This window comes from Nostoc sp. (assembly GCF_036919595.1).
In the GTDB taxonomy this organism is placed as follows: domain Bacteria; phylum Cyanobacteriota; class Cyanobacteriia; order Cyanobacteriales; family Nostocaceae; genus Nostoc.
In genome coordinates this window covers 37305-51618 of record NZ_JBALCO010000190.1, presented here as the reverse complement: position 1 = coordinate 51618, position 14314 = coordinate 37305, and the positions used below count along the sequence as shown (strand labels likewise).

Genomic DNA, 14314 nt, shown 5'->3' with positions numbered 1-14314 from the left:
CTTCTTTCTCTTGGTTCATTGTCAGCGATCGCACAGGGTTATTTCCCTTTAAATTTTCCCATAAGTGGTAAATCTTCCAAAACTGGATGCTCCCGTTCCTTCCTCTGTTTTTACTTAACCAGACAATAGGCTTAACAAGTTAGTTGAGCAACTTGTTAAGCCCTTTGTTAAAGTTAGGCAAACTTTCGCTACAGTCTAATAGCTAGCCAAGTTAATAGCTGAACAAACCTGCCTCTACCTGTTTACCGTTACTTGATATTATCAGGTATGATCGCTTTATACACTAGATCAGAAAGAATCCCTTGTTTGATATCAATCTTACGCGAGATGACTTTTTCCTCAAAATAAAAATCAGCAACGCTCTGCTGTAGGGCAATGATCGCAGGTGTAATTTTTTTCAATCTATAATTACGACGGCTTGCCACCTTTAGTGCAACTGCTGGAGGTAATTTCTGTTCATCAACTAAAATTTTGGCATAATCGCTTGGGTTTTTTTCAGCCGCTTCTCCTACCTTCTCTGCTTCCTCTAAAAACACTCGCACCAATTGCGGATTTTGGGTGACAAATGCACGCCTGCCAATATAAAACCCGTTGAGAATGTTAATTCCTGCTGCATTTCTCAGATTCCGAATTGGGGTAGTACTTTCCACAGCAGCTAAAAGGGGATCGCCACCCACCCAGGCATCAGCCTTGTCTTGAATAAAGGCATCGCGGGCCCCAGTTGGAGTCAAAGCAACGATTTGAATATCGCTAATTTTTAACCCTACCTCTTTCAACGCTTTTGCTAGTAAATACTGTGCATTCGACCCTACCTGAAAAGCAATTTTCTTACCTTTAAGATCAGCTACTTTCTTAATGGGAGAATTAGCTTTCACTATAATACCTTGGTTTGTACCATCGGTGGGCGGGCGTCCAGTAAGATAGACAACTTCAGGGATGAGGCCTGGGCGTGCAGCTTGGTCAAATATTGGAGGTGTCTCTCCGACAGTACCGATATCCACTTTACCTTCATCCAGCGCTTTTATCAATTGCGGCCCTGCTGCGAATGGTTCAACCCAATTCACGGTTACACCCAATTTTTTAAAAAGTGGCTCAACAGTTTTTTTGGACTTGACAATATCACCAGAACTTTGATACGCCAAGTTAATTACTTTGGCTGTCTGCGCTTGGGTGTTTTGCACAAGGCTACCCACCAAGGAAGATGATAAAGTAAACAGTCCCAGTACTGAATATTGGACAATACGCTTCAAAACTGTACGGCGTTGTGGTTGAAATGGCTTGTTCATGAGTTGTGATTTTCCTTGTAAGTTTTAGCTTTTACGTTGTCAGTCTTACTTTCTTTCACCAAGTAAGATAATAGGAAGTTGTTCTGTCAACCTCCTAAAACACCAATCTAGTATTAAAATTTGATATGACACTACTTCCAAAAATATCTTTTTGGGTTTAGTAAATTGGTATTTTAGTTGGCCTGAAAGGATTCAAGATTGGGTATTGGAAAACTCTTTCTTAGTCCCCAGTCCCTAGACTTCATATCTGATTAGTATCTATTTTTCACTTATAAGTGTTGGTGGAGTGATAGCTGCATATTCTTTAATTCGTCTACCAGCAAGATAGGCGATTCTTGCACCAGCAGCTTGGGCAAAAATGGGAGGAGTTTCTCCAACCAATCCAACATCAATTTTACCGACATTCATCGCTTCCATAAGTTGCGGTCCTTGGGCAAATTGTGCCCACTCAACTTTGACACCCAAAGGTTCCAGACGTTTTTCTAAAACTCCTGTCACTCTAACCAAATCACCAGAGCTTTGATACCCAATTCGCAGCACTTTTGTTTTAAAAGTAATAGTTTTTGTCGCTGCTGGATCTGCTTTTGAGCCGATTGCAGTATTTGTATTATCGCTAGTTGACGTACAACTTATTAATGTGGTAGATAAAGCCAAAAAACTAGGCATTACAAATAATACTACTTTTCTGATTATTGGTGACTTAATTTTAACGGTATTGCTAAACATTTTAGAGCTTCAGGTTAAACTAATCTCTGATTGAAAGAAAATCAATCAAATTTTAAATAAATTAATTTTGCTTTTCAATCTACCTGTGATGTTTGAAAACTATTAATTTACGTCTAAATTTTATCTATTATCTAATTTTAATGAAGTGTTTATAAACACTATTCTTATTCTTTTAAATAAAATATATTTTAATATAATTTAATTCAATATAATATTTGAAAATAATTTATTATTGTTTTCAAAGTTTTGAATATATATTTAACATGTTATTTAGCGGATTTGAGCTAAATACTTTTACCTAATAACTCAATTTTTTCTGCTATCTGATTTATGAATTAGGGTGGATAATTTTCAATTATGATTCTGGCTTTGTAGAGAGGCAATTTCTTGCATCTCTACTTCAGATATAGAGACTAAAAGGGACGACTACCTGCAAGGCTAACCCGCTTCAATACCCGTCGCTCATTCGGATCGAATGCTTGACGATAATGCAAGGTAGCTTGATTATCCCAGTAGACAATATCGCCTACAGACCATTTGTGTTGGTAGTAGAATTGGGGCTGATTCAAATGCTGACGCAACTGTTCAATCAGTTTAGATCCTTCTTGGGCTGCTAACCCGACAATTTCTACTTCTGTAGCAGCATCTAAGTAAAGATGCTTTTTGCCACTTTCAGGATGTGTCCGCACTAGAGGATGGGGAAAGATAGGACTTATTAAGGGAATATTCTTGTCTAAACGATACAAAGAGCGGGGTGCATTCCGATCTCGCAAGAATGGGTTGTAGGTAATTAACTGTAAATCTGCAATCCGTTCTTTGGTGGTTTTGTCTAACGCCTCATAGGCCAAATTGGTATTTAACCAATAAGTATTTCCACCTTGAGAAGGTATTTCCAAAGCATAAAGAAGCGAACCACTAGATGGGGTGGGAGTCCATTTGTGGTCAGAATGGAAAGTTAGTTCTCCAGTACCGGTATAGCCACCATCGACGTTGGAAATCGGAATCACCACCGGAGTTTCTCCTGGTTTAGAAGCCAATACTGGAGTTTCATCAGATGGTACAAAGAGTGCGCCAAAGTATAAAGAAAAGTTCAAAAGCTGTTCATCAGAGAGTTGTTGCTCTTTGAAGATCAAGATATGGCGATCACGTAGAGCTTTCTTAAGTTGTAATATAACTTCAGGTGCGATCGCTTGACTGGCATCAAAATCGGTAACTATAGCTCCCAAAGGGGCATCTATAGCACTAATTTTAACCTTTGTCAAAGTCGAGGTAGGCATAATACTCTCCTGTGCTTTAATTTTTTCTTCAGATAATTATTTATTCGCTAGAACGTCAGAGGGAGTAATTTTGGTGTACTCTTCAGGCGTTAAAAAGCCATCTTTAACATTTACCTTCTTGGGGATAAGTCCGAGGTTGTACCACTTATCTGCAACTTGCTGTTGCTTGATAATAGTTTTCTCGGTAATTGGTACTAGCCCATAATCATATTTTTTATGCATTGTTTCTAGAGTTGGCGGATCTAGCTGAGTTACAGGAGCAAGCAGTTGTGCTACTTCTTTGGGATGATCCTTAGTCCAGATTTCTTTCTTTTCTAGCTCCTCTAAAAACACTTTGATTACATCAGGATGAGCCTGATAAAATTGGCGCGAGGTTGAGTAAAAGTTACCCGTATCCCTCAACTTCCCCCCATCTGCTAAAACACGAGCAATTTTATTTTGTACATTTCTAGTAGCAAATGGCTCCCAAATATACCAAGCATCCACTTTATTCTGATTGAATGCCGCATTTGCATCTGCTGGAGGTAAAAAAACTGATTTGACATCACTCAGTTTCAGTCCTGCATCTTCTAATGCTTTAACTAATAGGTAGTGACCAATAGAAGCTTTCTGAAAAGCCACTTTTTTGCCTTTCAAATCGCTTACAGTTTTAATCGGAGAGTTTACAGGAACTAAAAGTGAAATAGATTTACCACTAGGACGTGTAGTAGCTAGATAAACAAGGGGCACTCCTGCTGCTTGGGAAAATACAGGAGGCGATTCGGCTGTAGATGCAATATCTAGTCCATTTGCATTTAGGGCTTCTAACTGTTGTGGCCCAGCCGCAAACTCAGTCCACTGCACTTTAAAACCTAGAGGCTCTAATCGCTTTTCTAAGGAACCCTGTTTTTCTAAAACTGCTAAAGGGGTAAGTTGTTTTGAACGGACAATCCGTACTACTTGTTTCTCAGTTGATTTCTCTGTAGTGCTAGATGAAGCTACCGACTCAGGGGAAGCTGCTGACTGCTGAGTGTTATTTTTTGCTCCACTACAACTCGATAGAACCGTCGATAGCATTATGCAATAGCCGAGAGCAAACAAGAAGGAACGACGTGTTGTTCTCTGGCTTTTCCTGAATTCAAACTTTGCTTTTAAAGATGGCATGAGTTGTTTTATTTATTCCCTTCTAGGTGGTCAGAACAATTATGATTAATTGCAAGTTAAATAACCAAAAAAATTTTATTTATTAATTTATTTTAAAACCAGATTAATTAAGTATTTTTATTTGTAGAAAAAACATTTATCAAAAACTCGCAGTCTTAATTAATGTACATTTATTAATATTATTGCTCTTAATTTATGCAAATTTATTATAACTAAATCAAACAAACTACAAAACACTGTTGATTGTAAACAGCTAAAACAGTTTTTTTAATTGGTTAAACTCACTCGGATAATGCATCTGTGTCATCGGAGACAACTTTTTAATAAGTAAAATAATTTTTTGTAATATCTGAAGTTAGGAAATAGAGTGGGTATAACCCACCCTGCAACGACTTGAGGAATTGAAAACTTAACAGTTAGGAGGGAAAAATTTAGAAAGTGGAGTGAGAAAGACCCACTCCAATGTTGTGCTAGTGGAAAATTAAAATTTGTGAGTGAAACTCTGTCTTGTTCGTGTTCAATTTTGCTAGTATTTCCAAGCGACTAGGATTGTAGCTTTGAGTTCTTCTGTAAAATGTCCAGACGGCTCAACTGCTAGTAGCGCTTCTCTAAGATCCGTTTCAAATGCTGGGGCGTTATCGCCATAGAAAATTTTGAGAGAGAATGCTGTAGTGTATAAGTAGCCGAGATAGCTATCGAGAGTCCAAGATTTTTCAAATGGCACTTCATAGACTTCTTGAGGAACAAAAGCCGAATTGGCAATTACGACTTCATGGGGAGGATCGACTGGCTTACGAATGCCTTGTCCTCGTTGTCCAGTCCGTCGCTCATCACCTAACCATTTCTTCACTACTCCAACAGCAGCTTGTTTCCAAGGTAAATTGCTTTCCCAAGGGTTGTCACCAGTCTGAAGCAGTGCTAATCCACCATCATCAGTAAGCAATTTATAAAGGCTCTCAAGTACTAATTCGCGTTCCATCCAGTGGAAGGCTCTACCAATAGTGGCTAACTTAAATGTCCCTAAACTAGAGTCGATTAACTCTGCTCCTTGTTCTAACCAAGTAATATTATTTGCTCCTACTGCTGCTGCTTGCCGTTTAGCTTCTGCAATCATATCGGGATCGGGATCGATCGCCACAACTTCCTCAAATTTGGTTCGCAGAGGAATTGAAATTAATCCTGGTCCAGTACCCAAATCAAGGAGTCGTCCTTGACCATTGAGGTTAAATATTTCGGCTAGTTTATCGAATACAACAGGTGGGTATTTAGTTCTATATTGAGCGTAGCCCTCAGCGGCTCCTTCAAATAAACTTGGGTCATAGGTAGGAAGTGTTTTTAGTTGAGTCATATCAATTTTGGATTTTAGATTTTAAATTTTGGATTTTGAGCCGGGCAAGACAGTGGGGAATGAGGAGGATGAGGGAATAGAAGAGAATAATTAATGCCCAATGCCCCATTCCCAATTCCTAATGTTTTAAGAATATTGCGTGATGACGGGTAGTTGATCGTTGAGTACCCAATCGCCGATCGCTCGCAATTTGTAGTCCACAGGATCGTGGAGGGTAAAGGTTCGTAAATCCCGCCAATAACGGTCAAATCCATATTTTGTTGCAGTAGCGCGAGTTCCGGTAACTTCAAAGATGCGATTGGTAATATCTATACCTACACGGCTAGCTAATCCTCTGGCTGCGAAAACTGCGATCGCAACTTCTCCCCTCTCTTGATGAGTGAGTGCTGCATCTTTGTCCCATGCTGCTTGCAGCTTCTCAGCTGCTTGGTCGGCTAGAGCGATCGCAGCTTGGATTTCAATCCAAAAATCACCGTAATGATGCAGGATGTATGGGTCTTGAGTAGCACTATCTACACCTGATATAATCCACGCTTTAGTAGTAGTTTTAGTGTACTCACGAGCAGCGGCGAAGGCTCCTTTAGTAATTCCCAGAAAAACGTTGGTTTTTGTTAGCTGGGCAATAATAGCAAGAAAAGTTGAGAAGGCAGTATCAGGGGAATTGGGTGGCCCCAAAATCTCATCTTTCTCTACTAGGACATTGTTAAATGTAAAACTACCACTATCAGTGCGACGTTGCCCGATGTTGTCCCAATCTTGATTAGAAACTATCCCTTCCCTGTCTTTGGGAATTATGAATATGAAGGGCAATTCTACGCCATCTTCCAAAGCGGAAAATGCCCGATAATCTGCAACAGAAATACCCGTACCAAAACTTTTAACACCATTAACCCGAAAATTATCGCCTTCTGGGTTAATTTTCAGCCTGGTGTCCCGCGGATTCATGGCGTTTGCCCAAAATAAGTTATTTTTAGCAGTTTCTCTATAATATTTTTCTTTTTGAGCTGGTGTGCCCAAAACGTGACCCAAAGTCGTCAAATTAAGACGATTACCATATAACTGACCAATTGAACCATCTGCTTTTGACAGTTTTCTGACAATTTTTAAGGCATCAATCCAAGTTGCGCCAATCCCACCATATTGCTTGGGGACAATCAGCCCTAACAAACCACTCTCACGCAGTTTATTAATTTCCTCTTCTGGAACTCCAGCTTGGGCATCCCGTTCAACTGCGGATTGAGCAAGTTCTTTGGACAAAGAAGATGCTACGTTAATGTAGTCCTTTGGTTTTGTAATATTTAGCACCATAATCAAATCATCCTTAACTCTTGAAATAATGAGGATAAACTATGATGACATGTTATTGTTTCAACAATTAGGTAGCAATCAGAGACAGAATTTTAGGAGAAATGTAGAGTGGGAAAGGACCCACCCCACAAGTGAACAGAGGAAATGGAACATGGAACGTTGTAAAGGATGGGAATTGGTCATTGGGCATGGGGCATAGCCATTCTTTCTCTACTCCCCATTCCCTATTTCCCAGCTAGATATTCGTTTGCGGCTTTCTCAACACCTGTACCTTTGAAGAAGTCTTGATTGAGACTGGTGTACAACTCCAAAGGATGGATTGAAAGGAAGTAGCGGAGGTCTTCTTCGGTAATGATTTCATGTTCTGCCATCGAGTAGGCGTTGGCAGTAACGGCGGTGATATCAGGCACATCCCAGTGACCAGAATCAGAACCCAAGAAGGCTTTAACACGATCGCCAAAGGGATTAGCAGCGCGGTTAAAAGCTTGGGATACACGGGTATCGTCTGATTCCGTACCGAAGTAGAAATGATTCAAAAAGCGATCGCGCACATCTTCTGGCTGATTAATTCCTGCTAGTTCAAATTCATCAAGTTCGCCTGGATTTTCTGGAGACAATAGTTGATGGTGGAATCCTAAACCGTCACCTATTTGATCTAAGCGTCCATCTACAAGTTCGCCACCGTAGCGAGTGTACAACTCTACTAATGCTTCCTTATCGATAATTGCAGGATTGTTATTTAACAATAAATGTTGTTTGTTGCGGGTTTCCCAGTGCCAAATAATATCAGCGTATAGACTAGCACCCCAAGCTGAACCACCTTCTAAGAAGGCAAATTTTAATTGCGGGAAGCGGCGAGTCACTCCACCAAAAAACAGCGATTTACATAATGCTTCCGCCGCAAAGGCAAAGTGATTAATGTGATTGTACTGGGCGTTGGTAACAGAACGCTGAGTTGTCCAACCTTGGCTAGAAGCGTGAGTTGTGGGTACAACTTTTAGTTCTACGCACTTATCCCAGAATGGATCGTAATCATACTGGCTATCTAAACCAAAGTTATCAATCCAAACCACTTCGTTAGCCACTTCTTTGCCATATTTCTCAAAGGCAGGAATTGGACGACGAACATAACCGGGGATTTGAATTGCTTTGAGTCCCAGTACATTCACCGCATATTCCAACTCTTCAATCCCTTCTTCGGGAGTGTGCAGTGGAATCGCGGCAATGGGTGTTAAGCGATCGCTATAAGGGCGGAAAATGTCAGCATGGTAGGTGTTAAGTGCGCGACAAACAGCCCGCCGCATTTCTTCGTTGCCGATATGTGGTGCCATTGTTGCCAAGTTGGGGTACACAACTGCAAAGTCTGTACCTGCTTCTTGCAAGCGCTCATGCAGCAACTTGGGTAAGCTAATGGTAGCCAAATTCAAAGTATTTTTTGTGGGACGACCCCACCAGTTAGGGCGATTGCTGCGATAAGCAAAACGTTCTTCCCAAGTTTGCTTGTACCACTTAAAGATGGAAGATCCTGGTAAATTCTCTTTGAAACGTTCGACAAGTGCAGTTCCACCAACTTGCTCTAAATAATCCAAGACTGCTGGTTCAAATTCCTGGGTATGTACATCGGTGTCGATGATTGGATAACCAAGTTTTTCCCGAATCTGAGCAGACCTAGTTTTTTGTGGGCGGTCTAGAGCGATCGTCATAATAGTTTACCCTCATCAAATGTTTATAGGCATTGGCAAAGACGCGATAAATCGCCGAAGAATCAATCCTTTGTAGAGACAGCGATAAATCGCGTCTCTTAAACCGAACCGTATTACCTAGCCCCTACTCCCTTTCGTAGCCAAAAATTCATCTGCTGTTTTCTCGACAGCCGTACCTTTGAAGAAGTCACGATTCAGGCTGGTGTATAACTCCAAGGGATGAATTGACAGGAAATATTGCAAATCTTCTTCGGTGATAATCTTGCGTTCTACCATTGAATAGGTATTAGCTGCGATCGCAGTAATATCAGGTACATCCCAGTGACCAGAATCGGAACCTAAGAAGGCTTTAACGCGATCGCCATAAGGATTAGCTTTCCGGTTAAAGGCTTGGGCTACACGGGTATCATCTGATTCTGTCCCGAAGTAGAAATGATTCAAAAAGCGATCACGGATATCCTCTGGCTTCGTAACTCCTGCTACGGCGAATTCATCCAAATCACCTGGCTCTAGGGGAGATATTAAGTCAGCGTGGAAACCTAGACCACTGCCTAGCTGATCTAAACGACCATGTACTAATTCATCACCATAGCGGGTATAGAATTCTAGCAGTTCTTCATAATTAACATTGGCAGGATTGTTATTTTCCACCATATGGTCTTTATTGCGGGTATCCCAGTGCCAAATCAAATCGGTGTACAAACTAGCACCCCAAGCTGCACCTCCTTCTAAAAAGGCAAACTTGAGTGTGGGGAAGCGGTGAGTTACACCACCAAAGAACAGAGATTTACATAGTGCTTCCGCAGCCGATGCAAAGTGACCAATATGGTTGTATTGGTAATTGCTAATTGAACGCCGATTTATCCAGCCCATACCAGAAGAGTGGGTGGTGGGTACAACTTTAAGTTCTACGCACTTCGCCCAGAAGGGATCGTAATCATATTTACTATCCAAGCCAAAAGTGTCAATCCAAATGGCTTCGTTGGCTACTTCTTTCCCATACTTCTCGAAAGCGGGAATCGGACGGCGGATATGTCCGGGGATTTGAATTGTTTTGAGTCCCAGCACTTTCACCGCATATTCCAATTCAGCGATCGCCTCTTCGGGCGTATTCATTGGGATGGAAGCAATGGGTGTTAAGCGATCGCTATAAGGGCGGAAAATATCAGCATGGTAAGTGTTAGCTGCACGGCAAACAGCCCGCCGCATTTCTTCATTCCCGATATGTGGTGCCATTGTTGCCAAGTTGGGGTACACAACGGCAAAGTCTGTACCTGCTTCTTGCAAGCGTTCGTGCAACAACTTCGGCAAACTAACGGTAGCTAAATTTAGGGGATCATTGGTGGGACGAGTCCAGAAGGGAGGGCGGGCGGTGCGGTGAGTACGGCGTTCTTCCCAAGATTGGTTGAACCATTTAGAGCGAGATGCGCCAGGTAAGTGCTCTTGAAAACGTTGTGCGATCGCAGTTCCAGCAACTTGCTCTAAATAGTCCAAGAATGCTGGGGGAAACTCTTGAGTATGTACATCGGTGTCGATGATCGGATAACCCAGTTTTTCCCGAATTTGAGCAGACTTAGTTTTTTTTGGACAGTCTAGTGCAATAGTCATACCATGTTACCTGAATTTTCAAATGAATTGGTCAAACAATTTTGGATTTTAGATTTTGGATTGATTTGACAGATAAATTTATTAGCTCTGTACATCAAGGAATTATTGGTCACGAGGGAAGTAGGAAGCTTTCGAACTTAAGAGTTGAGCCTTTGAACCTGGAAGTTAAGCCTTTAAGCTTGGGAGTTAAGCCTTTAAGCTTGGAAGTTAAGCCTTTAAGCTTGGGAGTTAAGCCTTTAAGCTTGAGAGTTAAGCCTTTAAGCTTGAGAGTTAAGCCTTTGAGCTTGAGAGTTAAGCCTTTGAGCTTGAGAGTTAAGCCTTTGAGCTTGAGAGTTAAGCCTTTAAGCTTGAGAGTTAAGCCTTTGAGCTTGGGAGTTAAGCCTTTGATGCTAAAAATTGCGTTTTTGAAAGACTTAATTACAAAAATCTGTTTTTCTTGCTTAGAAAAGTCACTGATTTCTGCTTCCCCTACTTCCGCATCTGGGATAACAGATAAAATTAACGCTGTTGTTTGTTCACAACCCAATCTGTTAATTTAAAATTCGACTTTGCTAAACCCTGTGAAACTAAAAAATTCTTAGTGCCTTCTAAAAGTTTCACACCCTCGGCTGGTAATGGTTCTTCTGACACCTGTTGGAGTGGGAACGATACTTTGATGATATCAATGGGATATTTAGTAGTTTGGGCGTGATACTGATAATATTCTTCAGAATTAGCTATTAAATCCTTGGTTGCTTCTGTGAGAATTGCGTTAAATTTATGGGGAAAATCAGGCTGTTTCGCTAGAAAGCTTTCAGTCGCTACAACTAATGATGTTCCAGACAAACCTTTATGATTCGCCGAAGAATCAATCACTGGAAATCCTTGTGATTTCAGAAAAGGCCCCAGATCACTTGAAGTTGCATAAGCTGCTACATCACCACGTTCTAAAGCTGCTTTTGCCTCAGTAGTCATCAAGTGGACAACTTTTACATCTTTGTCAATTTTAGCTTCAGCTAACAAACCCAGCAGGTATCGATGCATATAAGAACCTTTTTGGGTAGCTATTTTTTGACCTTTAAGTTCAGCCAGCGATCGCGGACCATTCTTTTTCGCAACTAGCCAAGCGGTTGTATTAAATTGGGTGATCCGCAGCAGTCGGGTTTCAACACCTCTGGCTCTCAGAACTATGGCTGGTGTATCGCCTAAAGAACCAACGTCTAATTGACCTGCGACAAGCGCCTCATTTAGATCCGGCCCATTAGGAAATCGCGCAAAAGTAATGTTTTTAAATCCTAATTTTTGTAGCTCATGATCTAATATTCCCTTTTTCTTTGCCCAACCAAGTGGCCCTGTAGGTTCTACACTACCTACATAACCTATTCGTAGGGTAGAAATGTTGTTAGATGCAGCTACAGCACTATTGGTATTAATACCCTGAATGGATTGAGCAGATTTAGTTTCGCCTTGGCTACATGCTGTAGTTAGTAGCAGTAGGACACAAGTTACTGAGGTTGATAATTTTGAAGGAAGTTTATAGCGGTTCTCAATTGCGTGAAGTACAGTTTTGACTTTTGACTTTTGACTTTTGACTCCCCCAAAGGGGCTAGGTCTGTCTGCATACCTGTACCTCACCAAATTGAAAATGGCTATATTTTTACCGATAGAACCTGTTCCTGCTTTGAAGGACAGCATGACTATTTTCTCCGCTGTACTATTTCATCTGCTTCAAAATTTGGAATGTTTGATCGACTTTTGCTGTTGAAGTCCGTTTATGTCCCCAACCAACGTTTTCACGGTAACTACCCAGTAACCCAACTTCTGCCAATTCTGCCTCATTGACTGAAGTCTGCATGTCGCTTTCTGGTGCAACATAAAGAGCATCTACTGGACAATACAATTCGCACATATAACAGGTTTGGCAGTCACTCTGTCTAGCAATGGTTGGCGGTGCATCAGGTACACGGTCAAACACGTTGGTCGGGCAAATATTTACGCAGATATTACAATTTATGCACCGCGACTCGCTGACCAACTCAATCACACTAATGCTCCTATTTTGGATGGTAACTTTTCTGTACTCTCTAAAGGCTCAACCTTCACCCAGACTTGATCTAATCCCCCACTAATCAGATAATGTTGCTGGTTAGCATCAATTTCTGGATAGTCTAAATGTCTGTGCATACCACGAGTTTCTTTACGTTCAATGGCACTGCTGTACATCCATCGGGCTGTGGCTACCATCGCCGCAGCTTCTCGCGCCCGGATTAGTTCTTTATCCGACGTTACCTGGCTACTGCGGAGTTCTTGCCAAAGATGATTTAGTTTACCCAAAGACTCGGTTAAGCCTTGTTCTGTACGGAAGTAGTTCTTTTCGTAGGGAAATACTTCAGCTTGGACTGCTTGAATAATTTCATTAGTTGCCAAGGTTTGAGAGCGATCGCTCCCACTCTGTAATACTACTTCTCCAACACCCTGAAGGCGGTGTTGAGTTTTCTGTTCCCCCAAACTGCGCGTATATTCAGCAGCCGATTTCCCAGACCAATAGCCAGAAGATATTGCCCAAGCAGCATTGTGACTACCACCACCAGTAAAGCCGCCACAAATCAGTTCGCGTGTGGCTGCATCTCCAGCAGCATAGAGTCCCCGTACAGAACTGCTACAACTCTCATCTACAATCCGAATTCCTCCGGTACCGCGCACAGTTCCCTCTAGGCGCAGAGTCACAGAGAAACGTTGCGTAAATGGATCAATGCCTGCACGGTCAAAGGGTAAAAAGAAGTTAGGCTGTGCTAAACGCATAGATGAGCGCATCGATTCAGCCGCTTTGTCTATAATAGCGTAAACTGGCTGTTGCAGCAATGTCTGGGCAATTACTGAACGTCTATGAGAACTTGCCCCCGGAATCACAGTCCCGTCTTCGTAGGTGAAGGTTGCCCAATTATAGAACAGGGTTTTGGTAACTGAAGAAAAGGCGGGGGAGATGCCATAAGCATTGGAAAATTCCATACCCGACATCTCAGCACCTGCTTCAGCCGCCATCAGATAACCATCCCCTGTCAGGACGTTGCATCCTAACGCTTTACTCAAGAATGCACAGCCGCCTGTAGCAATGATCGTGGCTGGCGATCGCACTATCCATTTACTATCAGTTTGACGGTTTACACCCGTTGCACCACCAACAGCACCATCGTCATCTACCAGTAGTTCTAAGGCGGGGCTGTTGTCTAAAATTCTTACTCCTGCCCGTTGAATTTGCCGCCGCATCAGCCGCATATATTCTGGCCCTTGCAGCGATCGCCGATAGGGTTTGCCTTCGTCGTCGGTGGGAAAGGGATAACCCCACTCTGCTAACTGATTGACGTTTACATAGGTCTGATTCAGTACTCGATCCATCCAGTTGCGATCGGATAAAAACCCACCCAACGATTCCCGACTTGCCTTTGCTGTTTCTCGTGCTTCTAGATCGGGTGGCACATACCACACACCATTACCAGATGCAGCAGCGCATCCAGTCGTACCACAATATCCTTTGTCTACGAGGACAACTCTAGCTCCACTTGATGCAGCACTCCATGCCGCCCAAGTTCCAGCTGGCCCACCTCCAATCACAAGCACATCTGCTTCTAAGTCGAGTTCAAAATCGGTTGTTAACGTCTTCAGCATTTACAATTTCCCCTCATTGATAAAGTCTTAAGCATCAAGTCTTCACCCCATCGATGCTGCAAAATAATTCAGGAATCTGTTTATCTATTTACTCTAGGGCTTAGTAGTGGCCTTAAATTGTGGCTCCTTAAGACAGGTTGCCACCAAATTGGCATCAAATTTAATACTTTATCTTGATAGATAAACCGTAGTTTGTAATATAACAAAGCTTTTCACAGTTTTAGACAAAAAGCAAGCTTTTTAGCAAACAAATTAAAACGTAAAGTTATG

General features: G+C 41.8%; 11 protein-coding genes and 1 pseudogene. All 12 read right to left on the bottom strand.

Annotation, left to right across the window (positions count from 1 at the left end):
- Positions 1-248 precede the first annotated feature (248 nt).
- The 12 genes and pseudogenes from V7K21_RS29515 to V7K21_RS29460 all read right to left on the bottom strand — a co-directional run bounded on the left by V7K21_RS29515 (position 249) and on the right by V7K21_RS29460 (position 14044).
- The gene (locus tag V7K21_RS29515; protein ID WP_335179512.1) at positions 249-1286 is read right to left on the bottom strand and encodes an aliphatic sulfonate ABC transporter substrate-binding protein; all 1038 of its coding nucleotides are present in this window, start codon (positions 1284-1286) and stop codon (positions 249-251) included.
- A gap of 306 nt (positions 1287-1592) precedes the next feature.
- Positions 1593-2012 (bottom strand): annotated as a pseudogene (locus tag V7K21_RS29510) (sulfonate ABC transporter substrate-binding protein); the annotation flags it as partial.
- A gap of 413 nt (positions 2013-2425) precedes the next feature.
- A complete protein-coding gene (locus tag V7K21_RS29505; protein ID WP_335179510.1) occupies positions 2426-3289 on the bottom strand; it encodes a TauD/TfdA dioxygenase family protein in 864 nt (287 codons plus the stop codon).
- 36 nt (positions 3290-3325) lie between these two features.
- On the bottom strand, positions 3326-4432 hold the full coding sequence (locus V7K21_RS29500) for an aliphatic sulfonate ABC transporter substrate-binding protein (RefSeq protein ID WP_335179508.1): 1107 nt from the start codon (positions 4430-4432) through the stop codon (positions 3326-3328).
- Positions 4433-4958: 526 nt separating this feature from the next.
- Entirely contained in the window at positions 4959-5780 is an 822-nt protein-coding gene (locus tag V7K21_RS29495) for a class I SAM-dependent methyltransferase (RefSeq protein ID WP_335179506.1), read from the bottom strand.
- Between the two features lie 126 nt (positions 5781-5906).
- On the bottom strand, positions 5907-7088 hold the full coding sequence (locus V7K21_RS29490) for an acyl-CoA dehydrogenase family protein (protein ID WP_335179504.1): 1182 nt from the start codon (positions 7086-7088) through the stop codon (positions 5907-5909).
- Positions 7089-7312: 224 nt separating this feature from the next.
- Entirely contained in the window at positions 7313-8791 is a 1479-nt protein-coding gene (locus V7K21_RS29485; protein WP_335179502.1) for an amidohydrolase family protein, read from the bottom strand.
- 117 nt (positions 8792-8908) lie between these two features.
- Positions 8909-10399, bottom strand: coding sequence for an amidohydrolase family protein (locus V7K21_RS29480; protein ID WP_335179500.1), 1491 nt, complete (start codon positions 10397-10399; stop codon positions 8909-8911).
- 109 nt (positions 10400-10508) lie between these two features.
- Entirely contained in the window at positions 10509-10925 is a 417-nt protein-coding gene (locus V7K21_RS29475; protein WP_335179498.1) for a hypothetical protein, read from the bottom strand.
- Positions 10898-12073 carry an ABC transporter substrate-binding protein gene (locus V7K21_RS29470; protein ID WP_335179496.1) on the bottom strand — a complete coding sequence of 392 codons (1176 nt, stop codon included), beginning with the start codon at positions 12071-12073 and terminating at the stop codon, positions 10898-10900. Before V7K21_RS29470 ends, V7K21_RS29475 begins: the two co-directional genes overlap by 28 nt.
- Positions 12074-12092: 19 nt before the next feature.
- Positions 12093-12422 carry a ferredoxin family protein gene (locus V7K21_RS29465; protein ID WP_335075487.1) on the bottom strand — a complete coding sequence of 110 codons (330 nt, stop codon included), beginning with the start codon at positions 12420-12422 and terminating at the stop codon, positions 12093-12095.
- Complete coding sequence (locus tag V7K21_RS29460; protein WP_335179494.1) at positions 12419-14044, bottom strand: FAD-binding protein; 1626 nt, start codon at positions 14042-14044, stop codon at positions 12419-12421. Before V7K21_RS29460 ends, V7K21_RS29465 begins: the two co-directional genes overlap by 4 nt.
- Positions 14045-14314 lie beyond the last annotated feature (270 nt).

What these genes read in the sequence shown, in the direction of transcription:
- V7K21_RS29515 (WP_335179512.1), bottom strand. Translation starts at nt 1,286, where the DNA reads ATGAACAAGCCATTTCAACCACAACGCCGTACAGTTTTGAAGCGTATT.
- V7K21_RS29505 (WP_335179510.1), bottom strand. Translation starts at nt 3,289, where the DNA reads ATGCCTACCTCGACTTTGACAAAGGTTAAAATTAGTGCTATAGATGCC.
- V7K21_RS29500 (WP_335179508.1), bottom strand. Translation starts at nt 4,432, where the DNA reads ATGCCATCTTTAAAAGCAAAGTTTGAATTCAGGAAAAGCCAGAGAACA.
- V7K21_RS29495 (WP_335179506.1), bottom strand. Translation starts at nt 5,780, where the DNA reads ATGACTCAACTAAAAACACTTCCTACCTATGACCCAAGTTTATTTGAA.
- V7K21_RS29490 (WP_335179504.1), bottom strand. Translation starts at nt 7,088, where the DNA reads ATGGTGCTAAATATTACAAAACCAAAGGACTACATTAACGTAGCATCT.
- V7K21_RS29485 (WP_335179502.1), bottom strand. Translation starts at nt 8,791, where the DNA reads ATGACGATCGCTCTAGACCGCCCACAAAAAACTAGGTCTGCTCAGATT.
- V7K21_RS29480 (WP_335179500.1), bottom strand. Translation starts at nt 10,399, where the DNA reads ATGACTATTGCACTAGACTGTCCAAAAAAAACTAAGTCTGCTCAAATT.
- V7K21_RS29470 (WP_335179496.1), bottom strand. Translation starts at nt 12,073, where the DNA reads ATGCTGTCCTTCAAAGCAGGAACAGGTTCTATCGGTAAAAATATAGCC.
- V7K21_RS29460 (WP_335179494.1), bottom strand. Translation starts at nt 14,044, where the DNA reads ATGCTGAAGACGTTAACAACCGATTTTGAACTCGACTTAGAAGCAGAT.